20 protein-coding genes and 1 pseudogene are annotated in these 17,835 nt (G+C 64.9%); 13 read left to right on the top strand and 8 right to left on the bottom strand.

Annotation, left to right across the window (positions count from 1 at the left end):
* Positions 1-76: 76 nt before the first annotated feature.
* On the top strand, positions 77-595 hold the full coding sequence (locus tag AC1RMG_RS06965; RefSeq protein ID WP_212805919.1) for a hypothetical protein: 519 nt from the start codon (positions 77-79) through the stop codon (positions 593-595).
* 100 nt (positions 596-695) lie between these two features.
* Here AC1RMG_RS06965 and AC1RMG_RS06960 read toward each other — a convergent pair whose 3' ends face one another.
* Positions 696-1,730 (bottom strand): zinc-binding alcohol dehydrogenase family protein, encoded by a 1,035-nt coding sequence (locus AC1RMG_RS06960; RefSeq protein ID WP_370058611.1) that lies wholly within the window; start codon positions 1,728-1,730, stop codon positions 696-698.
* Positions 1,731-1,836: 106 nt separating this feature from the next.
* Here AC1RMG_RS06960 and AC1RMG_RS06955 point away from each other — a divergent pair, with 106 nt between their 5' ends.
* The 5 genes from AC1RMG_RS06955 (at position 1,837) to AC1RMG_RS06935 (ending at position 5,066) form a co-directional block, all read left to right on the top strand.
* Complete coding sequence (locus tag AC1RMG_RS06955) at positions 1,837-2,190, top strand: winged helix-turn-helix transcriptional regulator (RefSeq protein WP_015634075.1); 354 nt, start codon at positions 1,837-1,839, stop codon at positions 2,188-2,190.
* A 20-nt stretch (positions 2,191-2,210) separates the two neighbouring features.
* Positions 2,211-2,576 (top strand): hypothetical protein, encoded by a 366-nt coding sequence (locus tag AC1RMG_RS06950; protein WP_169893843.1) that lies wholly within the window; start codon positions 2,211-2,213, stop codon positions 2,574-2,576.
* 133 nt (positions 2,577-2,709) lie between these two features.
* Positions 2,710-4,176 (top strand): ArnT family glycosyltransferase, encoded by a 1,467-nt coding sequence (locus tag AC1RMG_RS06945; RefSeq protein WP_493168816.1) that lies wholly within the window; start codon positions 2,710-2,712, stop codon positions 4,174-4,176.
* Positions 4,177-4,324: 148 nt separating this feature from the next.
* Positions 4,325-4,522 (top strand): hypothetical protein, encoded by a 198-nt coding sequence (locus AC1RMG_RS06940; RefSeq protein WP_053148968.1) that lies wholly within the window; start codon positions 4,325-4,327, stop codon positions 4,520-4,522.
* A gap of 85 nt (positions 4,523-4,607) precedes the next feature.
* Positions 4,608-5,066 carry a hypothetical protein gene (locus AC1RMG_RS06935; protein ID WP_493168813.1) on the top strand — a complete coding sequence of 153 codons (459 nt, stop codon included), beginning with the start codon at positions 4,608-4,610 and terminating at the stop codon, positions 5,064-5,066.
* Positions 5,067-5,108: 42 nt separating this feature from the next.
* On the opposite strand, the gene AC1RMG_RS06930 is transcribed toward AC1RMG_RS06935, so the two are convergent.
* The gene (locus AC1RMG_RS06930; RefSeq protein WP_011059147.1) at positions 5,109-5,666 is read right to left on the bottom strand and encodes a pesticin C-terminus-like muramidase; all 558 of its coding nucleotides are present in this window, start codon (positions 5,664-5,666) and stop codon (positions 5,109-5,111) included.
* 168 nt (positions 5,667-5,834) lie between these two features.
* On the opposite strand from AC1RMG_RS06930, the gene AC1RMG_RS06925 reads away from it, so the two are divergent.
* The 3 genes from AC1RMG_RS06925 to AC1RMG_RS06915 all read left to right on the top strand — a co-directional run bounded on the left by AC1RMG_RS06925 (position 5,835) and on the right by AC1RMG_RS06915 (position 7,622).
* On the top strand, positions 5,835-6,218 hold the full coding sequence (locus tag AC1RMG_RS06925) for a hypothetical protein (protein ID WP_011059146.1): 384 nt from the start codon (positions 5,835-5,837) through the stop codon (positions 6,216-6,218).
* Between the two features lie 82 nt (positions 6,219-6,300).
* Positions 6,301-6,960, top strand: a complete 660-nt coding sequence (locus AC1RMG_RS06920; protein WP_011059145.1) for a DUF2589 domain-containing protein — start codon at positions 6,301-6,303, stop codon at positions 6,958-6,960.
* 80 nt (positions 6,961-7,040) lie between these two features.
* Positions 7,041-7,622: a DUF2589 domain-containing protein gene (locus tag AC1RMG_RS06915; RefSeq protein WP_053148965.1), complete on the top strand. Its 582-nt coding sequence runs from the start codon at positions 7,041-7,043 to the stop codon at positions 7,620-7,622.
* Positions 7,623-7,672: 50 nt separating this feature from the next.
* Here the strand turns inward: AC1RMG_RS06915 and pmrG are convergent, their stop codons facing one another.
* Positions 7,673-8,350: a lipopolysaccharide core heptose(II)-phosphate phosphatase PmrG gene (gene pmrG / locus AC1RMG_RS06910; protein ID WP_493168811.1), complete on the bottom strand. Its 678-nt coding sequence runs from the start codon at positions 8,348-8,350 to the stop codon at positions 7,673-7,675.
* Positions 8,351-8,384: 34 nt separating this feature from the next.
* Here pmrG and AC1RMG_RS06905 point away from each other — a divergent pair, with 34 nt between their 5' ends.
* The 4 genes and pseudogenes from AC1RMG_RS06905 (at position 8,385) to gliR (ending at position 11,831) form a co-directional block, all read left to right on the top strand.
* Entirely contained in the window at positions 8,385-8,714 is a 330-nt protein-coding gene (locus tag AC1RMG_RS06905) for a hypothetical protein (RefSeq protein ID WP_146043145.1), read from the top strand.
* Positions 8,711-9,772 (top strand): annotated as a pseudogene (locus tag AC1RMG_RS06900) (methyl-accepting chemotaxis protein); the annotation flags it as partial. The gene AC1RMG_RS06905 and the pseudogene AC1RMG_RS06900, both read left to right, overlap by 4 nt.
* Positions 9,767-10,630, top strand: a complete 864-nt coding sequence (locus AC1RMG_RS06895) for a methyl-accepting chemotaxis protein (RefSeq protein ID WP_370059467.1) — start codon at positions 9,767-9,769, stop codon at positions 10,628-10,630. The pseudogene AC1RMG_RS06900 and the gene AC1RMG_RS06895, both read left to right, overlap by 6 nt.
* A 172-nt stretch (positions 10,631-10,802) precedes the next feature.
* Positions 10,803-11,831, top strand: a complete 1,029-nt coding sequence (gene gliR / locus AC1RMG_RS06890) for an AraC family transcriptional regulator GliR (protein WP_053156284.1) — start codon at positions 10,803-10,805, stop codon at positions 11,829-11,831.
* A gap of 6 nt (positions 11,832-11,837) precedes the next feature.
* Here the strand turns inward: gliR and AC1RMG_RS06885 are convergent, their stop codons facing one another.
* The 5 genes from AC1RMG_RS06885 to AC1RMG_RS06865 form a co-directional block, all read right to left on the bottom strand.
* A complete protein-coding gene (locus tag AC1RMG_RS06885) occupies positions 11,838-12,206 on the bottom strand; it encodes a glyoxalase superfamily protein (RefSeq protein WP_011059140.1) in 369 nt (122 codons plus the stop codon).
* Positions 12,207-12,322: 116 nt separating this feature from the next.
* A complete protein-coding gene (locus AC1RMG_RS06880; protein ID WP_258611453.1) occupies positions 12,323-13,789 on the bottom strand; it encodes an N-acyl-D-amino-acid deacylase family protein in 1,467 nt (488 codons plus the stop codon).
* 1 nt (position 13,790) lies between these two features.
* On the bottom strand, positions 13,791-14,651 hold the full coding sequence (locus AC1RMG_RS06875; protein WP_053156278.1) for a MurR/RpiR family transcriptional regulator: 861 nt from the start codon (positions 14,649-14,651) through the stop codon (positions 13,791-13,793).
* A complete protein-coding gene (locus tag AC1RMG_RS06870) occupies positions 14,652-16,001 on the bottom strand; it encodes a GntT/GntP/DsdX family permease (RefSeq protein ID WP_011059137.1) in 1,350 nt (449 codons plus the stop codon).
* Positions 16,002-16,191: 190 nt separating this feature from the next.
* Entirely contained in the window at positions 16,192-17,637 is a 1,446-nt protein-coding gene (locus AC1RMG_RS06865) for a SulP family inorganic anion transporter (protein ID WP_011059136.1), read from the bottom strand.
* Between the last annotated feature and the right edge of the window lie 198 nt (positions 17,638-17,835).

The following is a 17,835-nucleotide window of genomic DNA, read 5'->3' as shown; positions in this document are numbered from 1 at the left end:
GCAGGAGCCGGCATGCCGGCAAAGAAAGCTCCCACGGCCCCGGCCTTGTCACTCACCTCAAGAAGCGATATTTCCCATGCCCGCAAAAACGCCAACCCTTCGTACCGTGCAGCCTGAAGACTGGTTCGCCGCCTACTTCATCGGCGTCACGGCCCTGGCCACGCTCGTGGCCGTGCTGATGATGCTGGGGATGCTGGCCGGTGCCGGCTCGTTGAACACGGACATCATTCTCCAGACGCTGTTCGTGGGCCTGCTGACCCTGGTGTTGAGCGGTGTGCTGATCGGCATTTTCACGGTCCTGCCCTGTGTGCTGTTCTTCTGGCTGGCCCAGCGCTTTGCCTGGCGCAATGTGCTGATCTATCTGTTCTGCGGTGCACTGGCGGCGATGCCGACCATTCCGCTGGTGATGAGCCTGGCCCCGTCGAGCTTCTACACCGACTCGCCGGATGAAGAACCCGAGCCCGAAGGGCTGGCGCGCTACCTGCCGGTGGCACCGCTGTTCGGCTGTTCTGGGGCCTTCCTCGGCGGCATCTTCTGGTGGCGCAGCGGGCGCCACCTGCGCCGATCAGCCCTCCCCGACACTCCACTTCCATAGGAGCCGGCTCGCCGGCGCAGAGGCCCTGCGGCCCTGCGCCAGAGGTGGTGCCGCCTTCGCTGGCAAGCCAGCACCCAATCAGCGCCCACCCAGCCAGCGCCTACAAGGAGGCGATGGGCTGGGCGTCGCGGGCCACTACCACCTTGCCCGGCAGGCCGCCCTGCTCCACGCGCTCATGGGCCCGGCGCAGGCTGTCGGCGTTGAACGGGCTGAAGACTTCATTCAGGGTGCAGCGGATCAATCCCTGGTCCAGCAACTGCGCCAGCCGGTTGAGGATGTGGTGCTGCTCGATCATGTCCGGGGTCTTAAACAGGGCGCGGGTGAACACCATCTCCCAGTGCAGGGATACGCTCTTGGCCTTGAGTGGCACCGCATCGAAGAAGTCGTGATCGTCGATCAGCGCGATATGGCCATGGGGCACGATGATCCGGGCCAGCTCGGCATAGTGCCGCTGGGTATGGGTCAGGGCGGCAATATGGGTCACGGGCGGCAGGTCCAGGGCCGCCAGTTGCTCCACCAGCGAACGGGAATGGTCCAGCACCTGATGGGCCCCCAGGTCCAGGCACCACTGGCGGCTGTCCGGCCGCGAAGCCGTGGCGATGACGGTCATTGCGGTCAGCCGGCGCGCCAGCTGGATCAGCACCGAGCCAACGCCACCGGCACCGCCGACAATCAGCAGCGTGCCCTGTTCAGCGAGGTCACCGGGCACCCGGCCCAGGCGCTCGAAGAGCAATTGCCAGGCGGTCAGCGAGGTCAGCGGCATGGCGGCCGCCTGGGCGAAGGACAGGCTGGCCGGCTTGTGCCCCACCAGGCGCTCGTCCACCCGGTGCAGCTCGGCATTGGCGCCATCGCGGGTGAAGGTGCCGGCATAGAACACCGCGTCCCCAGGGGCGAACAGGGTCACCGCGCTACCCACCGCGCGGACCACGCCACTGGCGTCCCAGCCCAGGGTCCGCACCTCGTCGGGCACCGCCACCTGGCCGGCGCGGACCTTGGTATCCAGGGGGTTGACCGACACTGCCTCGACCGCCACCAGCAGGTCATGAGGTTCCAGTGGCGGCGGGTCCAGTTGCACCTCGCAGAACGCGTGGGGGTCAGACAGGTGCGAGCCTTTGAGGTAGGCGATGGCCTTCATTGCAGAGCTTCCTTGGCGGTTGAAAGCGCACACTTAAATCCCTCATGCCCTGCCCGCACAAGTAGGGTACTTTTGCGTACCAGCTACGCAAAAGGGTCGTCAGGCAATGAAACACAAACACTATCAGGACATTCCAGGCTGCCCGGTGGAGGTCACCCTGGACCTGATCGACGGCCGCTGGAAAGGCGTGGTCCTGCACCAGTTGCTGGCCAACGAGTTCCTGCGCTTCAACGAACTGCAACGGCGCCTGCCGGGGATCTCCCAACGTCTTTTGACCAAGCAGTTGCGGGACCTGGAAGCCGCCGGCCTGGTGGCGCGCACGGTGTACGCCGAGGTGCCGCCGCGGGTGGAATACCGCCTGACCGACGAGGGGCAATCGCTGCAGCCGGTAATCGAGGCGCTGTCGGCCTGGGGCCGCGGGCGCATCAGCCGGCAACAGCAGGAAAGCGCCCTCACCTGATCCCTCACCAGAGCCCTCCCATGCCCACCCACCCGGATGCTCCAGCAAGGTTCAAGGTCTACCAGGGCTCGACCCTGCTCGGTTGGTCGGCCCTGGAGTCGGCCGACCCGCCCATGGGTGTGGCCTTCGGCCAATTCATCGCCGCCCCGGCCTATGCCGGCCTCCAGCAGCAGGTTCGTGCACTGGCAGGAGCGAGCCAGAGCGGGCTGCACCTAGTAGTACACCACCTCGACCAACCCGTGCCGGCCCTGGGCGTGAGCATTCAGGACTACTCCGCCGAATGTGGCGCCGATGCCATCGAGATCACCGTGCTGGGCATCGCCTACCCCCTCTACGAACAGCTGTTCCCGCAAGCCGTGGCCGCCTACCAGCAGGCCATGGGCTAACCCGCGCACAGCCGGAGAACATCCGCACGTTTTACCCCTACTTGTTCACAATTCGTTAAGACTTGCCTACGTATACTTTCGGGCTTGCCCGCGGCCTTCCGGCTGCGCCCCTCGACCTGCCGGCGCACAACTCATGTCACGACCCGCTCCGCTACTGTTTCTGCTGGCCTGCCTGCTGTTCTTCTTCGCCCTGGGCAACCACCAGTTGCAAGGTTCCACCGAAGCCCGGGTGGCCGGGATCGCCATGGAAATGCACCTGGACGATGACTGGGTCACGCCGCGCCTGTTCGGCACGCCATTCCTGGAAAAACCGCCGCTGAGCCTGTGGCTCGATGCCGGGGCCATCCGCGCCTTCGGCGGCACGCCCCTGGCGGTGCGCCTGGCCTCGGCCTTCGCCGGGCTGTTCAGCGTGATGCTGCTGTACGCCATGCTGCGCCGCTTTGGCCGGCCGGCAGCCCTGGCGGCCATGGCCGGGCTGATGCTGGCGACCATGGCCAGTTACTGGAGCAACGTGCGCGGCGTGGGCGAAGATGCCCTGCTCAGCCTCGGGGTAACCCTGGCCCTGCTGGCGTTTTTCCAGGCCCATCGACGCCAGGCCGCGCAGCAGCCGGCGCTGCTCTCCTGGCTGGCGTTCGCCGGCGGGATCGCCATCGCCACCCTGAGCAAGGGCGTGCTCGGCCTGGCCATGCCCGGGGTGGTGATCTTCGCCTACCTGCTGGCCGACAGCCTGATCGACAAGCGCTTCACCTTCAGCCACTGGCTGCGCCCGGGCCTGCTGACCCTGCTGGGGCTGGTGCCGCTGATGATCTGGCTGTACATGCTCTACCAGCGCGGCGGCCTGCAGGCCCTGGGGGAAGTGCTGTGGACCAACAGCGTCGGGCGCTTCGACGGCTCCTTCGAGGAGGCCGGACACTACGAGCCCTTCTACTACTACCTGGCCAAGCTGCCCCAGGCCTTCCTGCCGTGGAACATCCTGGTTTACCTGGGCCTGTGGCATTTCCGTAAAACCCTGGTGCAGAACCGCTACCTGCTGTTTTTCAGCCTCTGGCTGCTGGCGCAGTTCGCCTTGCTGTGCCTGGCTTCGAGCAAGCGCACGGTGTACCTGATGTCCCTGACCCCGGCCGCGGCGGTGCTGGCGGCGGAATATGGCGCAGTGCTCTACCAGCGCCTGGCCAAGCGGGCCCCGGGCACGGGTTTCTGGAGTACCGTGGGGCGCCAGCGCAGGGGGTGGCTGATAGCGCTCATGGCCCTGGTGATCGGCGGCTATCTGGTCAACGCCCAATGGGCCGCGCCCAGGGCCGACCGCGAACTGTCGTTCGTTCCAGTGACCGACCGGATCATGGCGTTGCTGGGTAGCGGGCACCAGCTGGCGCTGTACCAGGCCAACGAGCGCATCGCCGGCGCCAGCGTGTTCTACACCCAGAGCCTGCTCAAGGACCTGCAGAACGAGGCGCAACTGCTGGCCTTCTTGCGCGAGTCACCGCAGCACATGGCGGTACTGGGTGGCGCCGAGGCGCCCAAGCCGCCGCTGCAGATCCAGCAGACCCTCATGGTGGGCCGCCAGGCCTACTACTTCGTCAACCTGGCTCCGGCCGGCTGAACGCAAAAAAAACGGCACCTGAATCAGGTGCCGTTTGCCCATCCCTGCCGCCCATGCCCCTTGAACCCTTTCCCGCTGATACCCGCCCGCCGCCCTTGAAACCATGACTCCTGCCCAACGACGGGCTTTCCCCGAAAAGGAGTCAGACATGAGCATCACCGTTATCAGTAGCACCCTGAGCCGGGCCGTTGCCCAGAAGGCCGGGTTGCGCCAGCAACTGGCGGCGCAAAACATCCTTGGGGTGGAAAACATCAACGACAACGCCATCGAGAACACCGTGGCCAAGGAACTGATCGCCAAGAGCAGCAAGGAAGGCCTGCGTCGGGACTACCTCGACGCCCGCTGAGCCTTGCCCCCGGCGATACCCTCGTTGCCGGGATCTTCCCTATGTTCGTGTCAGGCCCTTGCGGCCTGGAAAAGGAGATATTCCCATGTTGATTCTGCGTTCACTGATCCTCGGCCTGAGCCTGTTGGCCAGCGCTGCCCAAGCCCTGGAAACCACCAATCTCCCACCCGCCACCCTCAAGGCCTACGCCGCCACCCTGAGCACCGCCGCCGGCAACAGCCAGTGGCAGCAGCTGTGGAAACGCTCTCGGGACCAGGGCGCGTTCACCCAACAGGGTGAACAACCGCGCTTCACCATCACCCAGGACAAACTGCCGGACATGGCTCGCAGCACCTTGATCAATGCCAGCAGCGTAACCCCGCAGAACACCACCCAGGCGCTGTACCGCTATGAGTTTTCCAACCCCATCGGCCAGGCCAAGGGCATTTCCCTCAAGGCCATGTGCCTGTTGGTGGACTGGCGCTCGCTGCCCAGCGGCACACAACCCGACGACACCAGCCACATGGGCAACGCCAGCCTGCTGCAAACCTACCCCTGCCGTTGAAACCGGCAAGCCGCCCAGGCCTTGAGCCTGGGCGGCGAGCACTTACGAGGTTAGCTGCGAGCCCAGCAGATCAGCCTCCTTGCGCCGGCGAGTGCCGTAGCTGTCGCCAAAGTTGCGCAGGTTGGCCAGGGCACTCTTCCAGTCGCGGGCCACCACCTGGGCCCAGAAGTTCGGTGTGCGACTGGCCAGGTTGCCGTACTGAAAGGCCACCGAGGCGATAACGGTCTGCATCGGTGCCGGCAGTTGGGCAAAGTCCACTCCGCTGGCCTGGGTGTAGTTCGCTGCCAGAAGATCGACGAAGGGCGCCTTGAATGCCTCGTCCACCAAAAGCGCCTCGTCACTGCTGATGTTCAAGGGCTGGCCGTCGAGAAACGCCTTGGCCTTGAGCCCCTTCAGCCCCAGGTAGGGGGTCAGTCGCCGGATCAGGTCCGCCGGCAGATTGAGCGCCTGCAGGTCCTCTACGTTCCGTTGCCCCAGATCGAAGCCTGTGCCCACCGTGACGCCACTCTTGCTCTTGTCCGGATCGGGCACATAACCGCGGGTAATGGCAGCTCCTTCCAGAGCGGCGATAAAACTGAAATCAATCGCGTAGCGTGACATGGATTTTTCCTCATCCAGTTTAGGAAAATCCAGTGCACCACCAGCGACCGATACAACATCAGAATGTAATAGTTCCCCTTAATAGGGGGGAAATTTCCCACTGAACAGAGGACGAGACACCTCCTTAGGATCAAACCAGCCTTATCCATAATTCCAAGGAGGTACCAAATGGACGTGAAAGACCTCGTACTCATCGATGTTCGCCAGCTCCCTCACTCGCTCCAGGCCCTCATCGACTGCATCGGACTGGAAAATGCCTACCGCCTGACCCGTGAATACGGCGGCCGCCCCAAGTACATCCCCAAGCACGCCGAACGTACCTCCCTGGCTTTGATCCTGCCGCCCGACGCCCTCAACGCGCTGATCGAGCGTTTCGCCGGCCTGGCCCTGGAGATCCCCAAGGCCGACCACTTCTGCCGGCAGATCCGCAACCAGCACATTCAACTGGAAAGCCTGGGCGGTATTTCCCGCAGTGTGCTGGCGGACAAGTACGGCCTGAGCCTGCGGCAGATCGGCAACATCCGCCGCCTGGATGCCAACACTCACCGGTAATCGATTCCTGCTGAATCGGCCTTCACGGCTTTCTTAACCTGCAAGGGCGCATTTCGCGCAACAAAGAACAAGGAGCTAGACCATGGCAGATATCGATAAGGGCCTGATTGGCGGCGTGATCGCCGCCCTGCCCCTGGACAAGATGATCACCGGTCCACTGATGGCGATGATTCAGGCGCAGGTCGCCGCGAGCAAAGCCTATGCGGACTTCCTGATGGGCGTGTGCATTCAGAACGGCCAGGCGGTTTCGGTGCAGTTCGACTATGACGAAACCCTGGTGGATGAGCAGGGGGTGTACAAGGGCACCGTGAAGAAGTCGATGCGCATCCCGTTGCTGGCGGCCATCAGTCACCCCAACATCACCATCGAGGAAGGCTCCATCGAGTTCGAGCTGACCATCAGCCAGATGGCCGAGGACACCAGCAGCACCGAAGCCTCCGGCAGTTTCGAGGCGAAGATGGGCTGGGGCCCGTTCAGCGTTTCGGTCAAGGGCGCGGCGAGCCACAAATCGACCCAGACCCGCAAGACCGACACCCGTGCCCGCTACGCCATCAGCACCAAGATCGTCCGCCAGGACCCACCGGAAGCCCTGATGCGGGTCATCGACTTCCTCACCGACGCAGCCACCAAGCCTGTGCGGCTGCCTAGCACTCAACCGACCGACACCGACAAGCTGCCCACCGCCAACGCGCTGAAAATGCCCGATGCCGCGGACGAGAAGAAAACCGGCACCGGCGGTTGATCCACACCGCGCCTTCGCCCCAGTAACCCGCCCCGCCTTCATGGCGGGGCACTTCAGCCACCGAACAAGGAGCGTGATCCATGGCGTTTTTTTCTCGCAGCAAGGAGCCCATGTCCGCCAGCGACCTGAGCCATATCACCCGCGGCATGCATCAGGCTGCAGCCGCCACCCACAACCTGATCGCCCAGCAGTACATCAAGTTGTTCGACCAGTTCTTCGACTACAACGTCGACGACCTGGGCACGCCGATGAAGGCCAAGATGGTCGAGGTGGCGCTCAACGAAGACCACATCATCAATGTGCCGCTGATTGCCCTGGTCTCGCCCAAGGGCCTGGCCCTGCACAAGATGACTGTCGACCTGTCGGTGCGCATGCAGGCCACCGAGCTGCAGAAGGCCAGCCACGACCTGGAGAACGGCGAGCTGCAGAGCGAGAAGTTTTTCGTCACCTTCGGCAGCGGCAAGCGTGATGGCCAGGAACGCGACCCGGACGAGGTACAGATCAGCATGGAGTTTCGCGACTGCCAGCCGCCGGAAGCGATCCAGCGCCTGATCGAGGAGTTCACCAACCTGATCAGCCCGCAGCGCATCAACGACGGCCCGGCAGCCACCCCGCCAGCGGCTGGCACACCACCGGCCGAGCCGGACCTGCTGGCACCTTGAGCCGCTTCCTATGCCCCTGAAGGCCAGCCACACGGAGCGGCCGCCTGCGGTCAGGGCTTGAGGTTCACCGAGCGCCAGTCACTGGCCTCGATCAGGCCGAGCATCTTCGGCGCGCCATTGAGGGTATCGGTGGAGACGAACAGGGAAGCGCCGTACCCCAGGGTCGGGGTCGCCCGTTTCAGGTCCTGTTCCATCTGCGCCATGCATTCGCTGTGGGTCACCAGCACCAGGTTGCGCCCGGCGACCTTGTGCGCCATGACATCGCGCAACATGGAGTTCTTGCAGTTGAACAGCCAGCCATCGCCACTGCTGACCTTGCTGAACATGTAGCTCGCGGTCTGCGCGGTACGCGTCAACGGGCTGTTGTAGATATCGGTACGCTCCAGGCCCAGGTGCTCGAACTGCGCGCCGAGCCCCACCGCCACCTCTCGGGCCCGGTCGGTAATGCCATCGGCCGGGCCCAGGCACGCGGCATTGGAGCGGTCGCAGCGCTCCATGTGGCGCACCAGCACAATCATTTCGCCCTTGTCCCAGGCGGCCGTCAGGGCCTGGAGCCCGGCCCCGTTGCCGTGGCTCAGGTCGGGCACCGAGGCCGGCCGGAGCAGGAACAGCCCCAGGGGAATCACCAGGCAGGCGCCCAGCAGCAGCGCCAGCAGGCTCTTGTAACGGACCAGGACGCGCCCCAGGAAGGGCCGCTTGCTCGCCGGCAACACCAGTCTTGTAGTCAATTCCCAGCCGCCCTTACGAGAATGTTCCTATGTCTTGAGCAGCGCACAGCAAGGCTACGAAAGCCTGATGACAATTGAACGCTGGCCGATGCCTATGGCATCGACCGCCCAGACTCTAGGGCGCCGGGCGTGGGGCCCGAGTGAAATCAATGTGAAAAAAAGCTCAACGGACCGGCGGCACATCCCGCAAAATAGCCGTCCATCGCCTAAAACATTGTCTTGGGACAATGCCGACGAAATCGTTTCAGCTATGGCACATCCCGCCGATACACCCCCTACAAAACACCTTGCTGGTCACCAACAACAACAATCTTCCAGCCAACTCAAGATCAAGAAGAGCTACGTTCCTGGAGGAATTCAATGAGTAGTTGGTTTGCCAACATCAGCGTCAACCTTAAGCTGGGCCTGGGTTTCGGCCTGGTCCTGGCCCTGACCACCGTCCTTGCACTGACCGGCTGGACCAGCCTGGGCAGCCTGATCGACCGCAGCAACTGGATGAGCGACATCACTCAGCTCAACAGCGGCCTGACCAAGCTGCGGGTCACCCGCCTGCAGTACATGCTGGCCAACGGCGACGAAACCGCCGCCCAAGGCGTGCAGAACACCCTGGACGATTTCAGCGCCCAGCAGAAAAAACTCCTGGCCTCGTTCCAGAGCCCGGAAAACATCAAGCTCCTGCAAGGCCTGGGCGCGACCATCAGTGCCTATCAGGATTCGCTGAACAAGATGCGCAACGCCTACCGCAGCGGCGACGCCGCACGACTGGCGATGAACCAGAACGCCGAACGCGCCAATGACCTGATCAACGGGATCAACTCCTGGGTCAAGCAGTTGCCCCTGAGCGACGAGCGCTTTACGCAGTTCCAGGCCATCACCCAGGCCAAGGAAGCCTTCCAGCTGGCGCGCTATGAAGTGCGCGGCTACGTCACCACCAACAACCCGGACACCGAACAGAAAGCCGTCACCCAGCTCAACGCTGCGATTGCCGAAATGGATCAGCTCAAGTCCCATTTCAGCAGCACCCAGCGCGATGCCCTGCAACAGCTCGAAACCGCCCTGAGCGGCTACCGCAGCTCGCTGCAGGCCTTCAAGGTCGCCTTCACCAACGCCGTAGAGGCGCGCAAGGAAATGACCGACCAGGGCGCCGACATCGTCAGCCGCAGTGACGCCCTGTACCAGATCCAGTTGGACCGCCGCGACATCGAGAGCGCTCAGGCCCGCAGCCTGCAGCTGATCAGCACCCTGCTGGCGCTGCTGGTCGGTGTACTGGCCGCCGTGATCATCACCCGGCAGATCACCCGCCCGCTGCAGGAAACCCTGGCCGTGGTCGAGCGCATCGCCTCCGGCGACCTGACCGAGAACCTGCGGGTCACCCGCCGCGACGAACTGGGCGTGCTGCAACAAGGCATCGTGCGCATGGGCGTGACCCTGCGCGAGCTGATCAGCGGCATCCGCGACGGCGTGACCCAGATCGCCAGCGCCGCCGAAGAACTGTCCGCGGTGACCGAAGAAACCAGCGCCGGGGTCAACAGCCAGAAAGTCGAGACCGACCAGGTGGCCACCGCCATGCACGAGATGACCGCCACCGTGCAGGAAGTCGCGCGCAATGCCGAAGAAGCCTCCCAGGCCGCGGCCGCCGCCGACGGCGAAGCCCGCCAGGGCGACAAGGTGGTGGCCCAGGCCATCGAGCAGATCGAGCGCCTGGCCAGTGAAGTGGTGCGCTCCACCGACGCCATGACCGTGCTGCAACAGGAAAGCGACAAGATCGGCAGCGTCATGGACGTGATCAAGGCCGTGGCCGAACAGACCAACCTGCTGGCGCTCAACGCCGCCATCGAAGCCGCCCGCGCTGGTGAAGCCGGGCGTGGTTTCGCCGTGGTCGCCGACGAAGTGCGGGCCCTGGCCCAGCGCACCCAGAAGTCCACCGAAGAGATCGAGGAACTGGTGGCCGGCCTGCAGAACGGCACCCAGCAAGTGGCTACCGTGATGAACAACAGCCGCAGCCTGACCGACAGCAGCGTCGAACTGACCCGCAAGGCCGGCGCCTCGCTGGAAAGCATCACCCGCACCGTGTCCAACATCCAGTCGATGAACCAGCAGATCGCCGCCGCTGCCGAGCAACAGAGCGCCGTGGCCGAAGAGATCAGCCGCAGCATCATCAACGTGCGCGACGTCTCCGAACAGACCGCCGCCGCCAGCGATGAAACCGCAGCCGCAAGCGTTGAACTGGCGCGCCTGGGCGGCCAGTTGCAGATGATGGTCAGCCACTTCCGCGTCTGATTCGCCGCGGCCCCTTCGCCGGCAAGCCGGCTCCTACACCCTCCGTAGGAGCTGGCTTGCCGGCGAAAGGCGCCAATCCCCGGACCCGAGCATTTACACCCATCAGGGTTTGCCCTTACCTTTCCCGGTCTTCGTCCTGCTGTCCTAGGGATTAGTCACCAGGAACCCGTTCATGCCCAGCCTCGGTTTTACTTCGGTCCCGCCCCTGCTGAAATACCTGCTCTATGCGGAGCAATTGGGTATTGCCACCGAGCCGGCGCTGGCGGCGGCCGGGCTTAGCGCCGCGCAGTTGAACGACACCAGCCTGCGCCTGCCGATGGAGGTGCATGAGCGGCTGCTGGACTACTTCTGCCAGCACTCGGGCGATCCGCTGTTCGGGCTCAATTCGGCGCGCTTCGTCAAACCCAGCTCGTGGAATGTGCTGGGCTACATCACCATGAACTGCGCGACCCTCGGCGAAGCCATGGGCCGCATCATGCCGTTCGAAAAACTGGTGGGGGACATGGGCACCAGCCGCGCCGAAGTCGCTGGCAACCAGGTGCGGCTGATCTGGAGTTGCCGCCATCAGCGCCCGGACATCCGCCGGCACCTGGTGGAAAACGTCCTGGCGTCCTGGCTGTTGTATGCGCGCTGGATCGCCGATTCGCAGTTGTCGCCCAGCGCGGTGTGGTTCGAACACGCCCTGCCGGAACCCGTCGAGGCGGCGCAGTACGAGGCGTTGTTCGGCTGCCCGGTGCTGTTCCAGCAACCCTGCTCGGCGCTGGTGGCGCCGCTGGAGTACCTGCAGATGCCCCTGCGCCAGGCCGACGCGCGCCTGCTCAAGACCCTGGAAGAACATGCCCAGGCGATGATGGCTTCCCTGGGCGATGCGCCCCTGGCCTTGCAGGTGCACAACGTGCTGCGCCAGTTGCTCAAGGACGGCCTGCCGCGCAAGGAGCAGGTGGCGCAGCACCTGCACCTGTCGGTACGCACCCTGCAGCGCCAACTGCAACAGGCTGGCACTTCATACCAGCAGATTCTCGACGACCTGCGCCAGGAGCTGGCCGAGCACTATCTGCGCCACAGCGAGCTGTCGATCCAGGGCATCTCCGATTGCCTGGGGTTCACCGAACCGCGCTCGTTCCACCGCAGTTTCAAGACCCGCACCGGGCTGACCCCGGGGCAGTTCCGCCTGAGCGCGCAGAGCTCCGGCAAGGCCTGAAACCCGTTACACGCTGATGGCGTTGGTGAACACCAGGCGATTGCCGAACGGGTCGCTGATGGTCATGTCCTGACTGCCCCAGGGCATGGCCTGGATCTGCGGATGGGAGAAGCGGTACTGCTTGGCCAGCAACTGCTGCTGGAAGGTTTCCAGTTCATCGGTCTCGATCCGCAGGGCCGCACCCGGCGAGCAGTCGCCATGGTGCTCGGTAAGGTGCAGCACGCACTCGCCCCGCGAGACCTGCATGTACAGCGGAAAATCGGCTTCGAAGCGGTGTTCCCAATCCAGGGAGAAACCCAGGAAATCGAGGTAAAACTCCCGGGCCTTGGCTTCATCGAAGATCCGCAGGATGGGGGTGGTTTTGCCAAAGCTCATTGCGCGACTCCCTGACTGAAATGAGCCGACTATACAGACGGCGATTATCAGCAGTTCGGCGCCGCTCGGGGATTCTTTAATAGCACAGCGCCATCATTGTGATGGAGGTCAACAAATCAGCCAGCGGATGCAAATCCTGGGCGCAGGTCACCTTCCCGGGGCAGGAAGCGCCCCTGGCGTTCACCGTTGGCCCGGCCCTGGGCAAAACTGCACACGCCATTGACCCAGACCCCATCGATGCCTTGCGCGGCGCGCTGCGGCTCCTTGAAATCCGCCACGTCGCGCACCCGCGCCGGGTCGAACAGCACCAGGTCGGCCCAGTGCCCTTCGCGGATCTCGCCACGCTGGTGCAGGCCGAAGCGCGCCGCGGACAGCCCGGTCATCTTGTGCACCGCAGTGTGCAGCGGGAACAGGCCCAGGTCGCGGCTGAAGTGCCCCAGTACCCGGGGGAAGGCGCCCCACAACCTTGGATGGGGGAAAGGATCTTCCGGCAGGCCATCGGAGCCGATCATCGACAGCGGATGGGCGAGGATGCGCCGCACATCGTTTTCATCCATGCCGTAGTACACCGCCCCCGCCGGTTGCAGGCGCTCGGCGGCGGCCAGCAGGCTGACGCCCCAGTCGGCGGCGATCTCGCTCAAGTCGCGACCGCCCTGCTCGGGGTGCGGTGTGGACCAGGTGATGGTGATGCGGTAGGCATCGGTGACCTGCTTAAGGTCCAGGGTCGAGGAACTGGCGGCGTAGGGATAGCAGTCGCAGCCCACCGGGTGTTCCCGGGCGGCGTTTTCCAGGGCCGCCAGCAGTTGCGGGCTGCGCCCCCAGTTGCCGGCGCCGGCGCACTTGAGGTGCGAGACGATCACCGGTGCCCGGGCCGCGCGACCAATCAGAAAAGCTTCGTCCATGGCCTCCAGCACCGGCTCGAACTCGCTGCGCAAATGGGTGGTGTACACCGCGCCGAACGCCGTCAATTCCTGGGCCAGTTGCAGCACTTCATCGGTCTCGGCGCAAAACGCGCTGGCGTAGGCCAGCCCGCTGGACAGGCCGAGGGCGCCGTCCTCCAGGCTTTCGCGCAGTTGCCCGCGCATGGCGCTGATTTCATCGGCCGTGGCCGTGCGAAACAGGTCCGGCAGATGGTTGCTGCGCAGCGCGGTGTGCCCCACCAGCGCCGCCACGTTGATCGCCGGGCGCGCGGCATCCACCGCCGCGCGGTAGTCACGAAAACGCGGGTAGACGAACATCGAGCGCTCGCCCAGCAGGTTCATCGGGTCCGGCGGCTCGCCCTTGAGGGTCACCGGCGCGGCGCTGATCCCGCAGTTGCCGACGATCACCGTGGTCACCCCCTGGCTGAGCTTGGGCAACATCTGCGGCTGGCGAATCACCACCGTGTCGTCATGGGTATGCACATCGATGAAACCCGGGGCCAGCACCCGCCCGGCGGCGTCGATCTCTTGCTCGGCGCTGGCCGCGGACAGATCGCCGATGCGCGCGATGCGCCCGTCGAGGATGGCCAGGTCGGCGGGGTAACCGGGACGGTCGCTGCCGTCGATGATCAGGGCGTTGCGGATCAGCGTGTGGTAGCGCATGTCAGTCTCCCAGGGGCAGGCAATCGTCGCCGCCACGGTAATGGTCCAGGGCCAGCTTGATCCGTCGCAGGCGCTCCTGGTTGTCATCGGGCAGGGCCAGGGCCAGCTCGGTGGCCAGCACATCAATGGCCAACAGCATGCCGTAGCGGGCCGCGGTGGGTTTGTAGATGAGCGAGGTCTCGGCGCTGTGCAGCGGCAGCAGCACATCCGCCAATTGCGCCAGGGGCGAGTCGGGCAAGGTAATGGCCAGGATCCCGGCGCCGTAGGTACGGGCCAGGGCCACCGCCTCCAGCAGCTCGGGGGTGATACCGGTCAGCGAACAGGCGATCACCGCGTGCTGCGGCCCCAGGGCGGCGGCGGTGACACGCATCATCACCGGGTCGTGGCAGGCGGCAATGGGGTAGCCCAGGCGTACCAGGCGCACTTGCAACTCGCTGCTGCACAGGGTCGAGCAGCCGCCCATGCCGAAGGCGTGGATCATCCGCGCGCGCCCCAGCAGGCGCACCGCATCGGCGAATTGGGCCTCCTCGAAACCTGCCAGATGCTGGTGCAGCGCAGCTTCGATATCGCCAACGATCTGCCGGTAGAACCCGGACTGTTCCGGGGTGCCGGCAGGGTCCAGGAAACGGCTGCCCACCCCACTGGCCTGGGCCAGTTGCAGGCGCAACTGGCGCAAGTCGCGGCAGCCGACGCTGCGGGCAAAGCGCGACAGGGTGGCGGCACTGACTTCAGCGCGGCGGGCCAGTTCGTCGAGGCTGGCAGAGGCGGCAAAGCCCACATCGTCGAGCATCAGCCGGGCGATCCGCCCTTCCCCGGCGCTGAGAAAATCCAGGCGCGAGCGGATCTGGTAAAGGATGTCCATCTACAAAAACTCCGCGAGGACCAGGGTCAGGCCGAAGGCGATCACCGAGATCAGGGTCTCCAGCACGGTCCAGGTCTTGAAGGTCTGGATGACGGTCATATTGAAGTATTCCTTCACCAGCCAGAAGCCGCCGTCGTTGACGTGGGAAAGAATCACCGAGCCGGCGCCGGTGGCGATCACCAGCAGTTCCGGGTGCGGGTAGCCCAGGCCGACGGCCACCGGCGCCACCACCCCGGAAGCGGTGGTCAGGGCCACGGTGGCCGAACCGGTGGCGACCCGCATCAGCACCGCGAACAGCCAGCCCATCCACAACGGCGAGAGCTGGAACTCATGGGCAAGGCCGACGATCTGCTCGGTCACCCCGGAGTCGATGAGAATGCGGTTGAGGCCGCCGCCGGCCCCCACCAGCAGGGTGATGCTGGCGGTGGGCGCCAGGCATTCGTTGGTGAACTTGAGGATCGATTCGCGGTTCATGCCCTGGGCCAGCCCCAGGGTCCAGAAACTCACCAGGGTGGCCACCAGCAGGGCGATCACCGAGTTGCCGATAAACAGCAGGAACTGGTTGAGGCCGGTGCCGGGCTCGGCCAGCAGGTTGGCCCAGCCGCCGAGAAGCATCAGCACCACCGGCAGCAGGATGGTGGCCAAGGTCAGGCGGAAACTCGGCAGGCGCAGGCGCGGCTCGCGGGCGATGAACTGGCGCTCCAGGGGGTTCTGCGCCGGCAGGTGGATGTGCGGCACGATGAACCGCGCGTAGAGCGGCCCGGCGATGATCGCCGTGGGCACACCGATCAGCAGCGCATACACCAGGGTCTGCCCCACCGACGCCTGATAGGCCTGCACCGCCAGCATCGCTCCCGGGTGCGGCGGCACCAGGGCGTGCACCACCGAGAGCCCGGCGACCATCGGCAAGCCCACCATCAGCAGCGACACCCCGACCCGCCGCGCCACGGTAAAGGCAATTGGCACCAGCAGTACGAAGCCCACTTCGAAGAACAGCGGCAGCCCCACCAGGAAGGCGATGCAGACCATGGCCCAGTGGGCGTTGCGTTCGCCGAAGCGGTCGATCAGGGTGCGCGCCACCTGCTCGGCACCACCGGATTCGGCCATCAGCTTGCCGAGCATGGTGCCCAGTGCCACCACCAGGGCGATATGCCCCAGGGTCTTGCCAACCCCGGCCTCGTAGGCGCTCACCACTCCGGAAGGCGGCATGCCGGCCATCAGCGCCAGGCCCACCGACACCAGGGTGATGACGATAAAGGGGTTGAGTCGGTAGCGGGCGATCAACACGATCAGCGCAATGATGGCGACTGCGGCGTAGCCCAGCAGCCAAGAACCCGTAGCGGGAGCCATGGCGTCCTCCTTGAAAACAGCGTCACTTTCGAATGGTTGTGAAATTCATTAATCACTTAAGGAAGTAAACTTCAAACCGAGTGAAACTTATTTTCGTAAAGAGGCAGGCTTTGTCGCGAACAGCTAAGTGAAAGGCCGGCTTATGAAAATCGGCAGTGGGTATTTTCATCCACTGCCGCGGTGGCCGATCTCAGTCGTGATGCTCTCGGGCACGCTTGAGCAGCTTCTTGCAGCGCTCGGACAGGTGCAGCACCCGCAACTGCTTGCCGGCCTTGGCATAACGCTCGCGCAGGGTTTTCAGCGCGGCGATGGCCGAGTAGTCGACAAAACTCAGGTGGCGACAGTCGACAGTCACGTGCCGAGGATCGCCCGCCGGATCGAACTGGTTGAGAAACGGCGTGGTGGAGGCGAAGAACAGGGTGCCGTGCAGTTGGTAGTGCTTGCTGCCGTCGGCTTCCAGGTGGCTGTCGGCGTACAGCTCGCGGGCCTGCTGCCAGGCGAAGTTGAGGGCGGCAATGACGATGCCGCAGAACACCGCCATGGCCAGGTCGGTGAACACGGTGATCACGGTCACCGCGAGGATCACCAGCACATCGTTGAGCGGCACCTTGTTGATCACCCGCAGGGACGCCCAGGCGAAGGTCTGCTGCGACACCACGAACATCACCCCCACCAGCGCCGCCAGGGGGATGCGCTCGATCAGCGGTGAGAGAAACAGCACGAACAGCAGGATCAGAGCGCCCGCCACCACGCCCGACAAACGCCCGCGGCCACCGGAGCTGAGGTTGATCACGGTCTGGCCGATCATCGCGCAGCCACCCATGCCGCCGAACATTCCCGAGACCACATTGGCCGCGCCCAGGGCCACGCATTCACGGTCCGGGTAGCCGCGGCTTTCGGTGATTTCGTCGGTGAGGTTGAGGGTCAGCAGGGTTTCCAGCAGGCCGACCATGGCCATCAGGAACGCATAGGGCGCGATGATGCCCAGGGTCTCCAGGTTCCACGGCACCTGGGGCAGCGCCAGGCTCGGCAGGCCGCCGGCGATGTGGGCCATGTCCCCCAGGGTGCGGGTCGGCAGGCCCAGCAGGTACACCAGCGCGCCGACCCCGAGGATCGCCACCAGGGCCGGTGGCACCGCCCGGGTCAGGCGCGGCAGCAGGTAGACGATGGCCATGGTCAATGCCACCAGCCCGGCCATCAGGTACAGCGGCTGGCCGCTGAGCCAGTGTTCGCCGCTCTTGAAATGTTCCAGCTGGGCCAGGGCGATGACGATCGCCAGGCCGTTGACGAAGCCCAGCATCACCGGGTGCGGCACCATGCGTACCAGCTTGCCCAGGCGCAGCAGGCCGAAGGCGACCATCACCAGCCCGCCCAGCAGCACCGTGGCCAACAGGTACTGCACACCGTGCTGCACTACCAGGGCGACGATCACCACCGCCATGGAGCCGGCCGCGCCGGAGACCATGCCCGGCCGCCCGCCGAACAGCGCCGTCAGGGTGCAGATGAAGAACGCGCCATACAGGCCCATCAACGGGTTGAGGTGGGCCACCAGGGCGAAGGCGATGCATTCGGGCAGCAAGGCAAAGGAGGTGGTGAGTCCGGCCAGGACATCGGCACGCAGACGTTTTGCTTTCATGATTGACCTGATAGACGGACCGGCAGGCGCGGCCCTGGGAAGTGCGGAAAGAAGGCGGGGAATGTTACGGAATTGAGCCGCCTCCGACCAGCCGGCCGTCGGCGCCTGCACAACGAAGGTAGGAGCTGGCTTGCCAGCGAAGAGGCCGCTCGACCTGGCGCCAGGCTTGCGTGCCCTTTCGCCGGCAAGCGGAACGCC

The organism is Pseudomonas sp. GW822-FHT04H02 (assembly GCF_058800645.1).
This window is presented reverse-complemented; position numbering and strand designations above follow the sequence as displayed.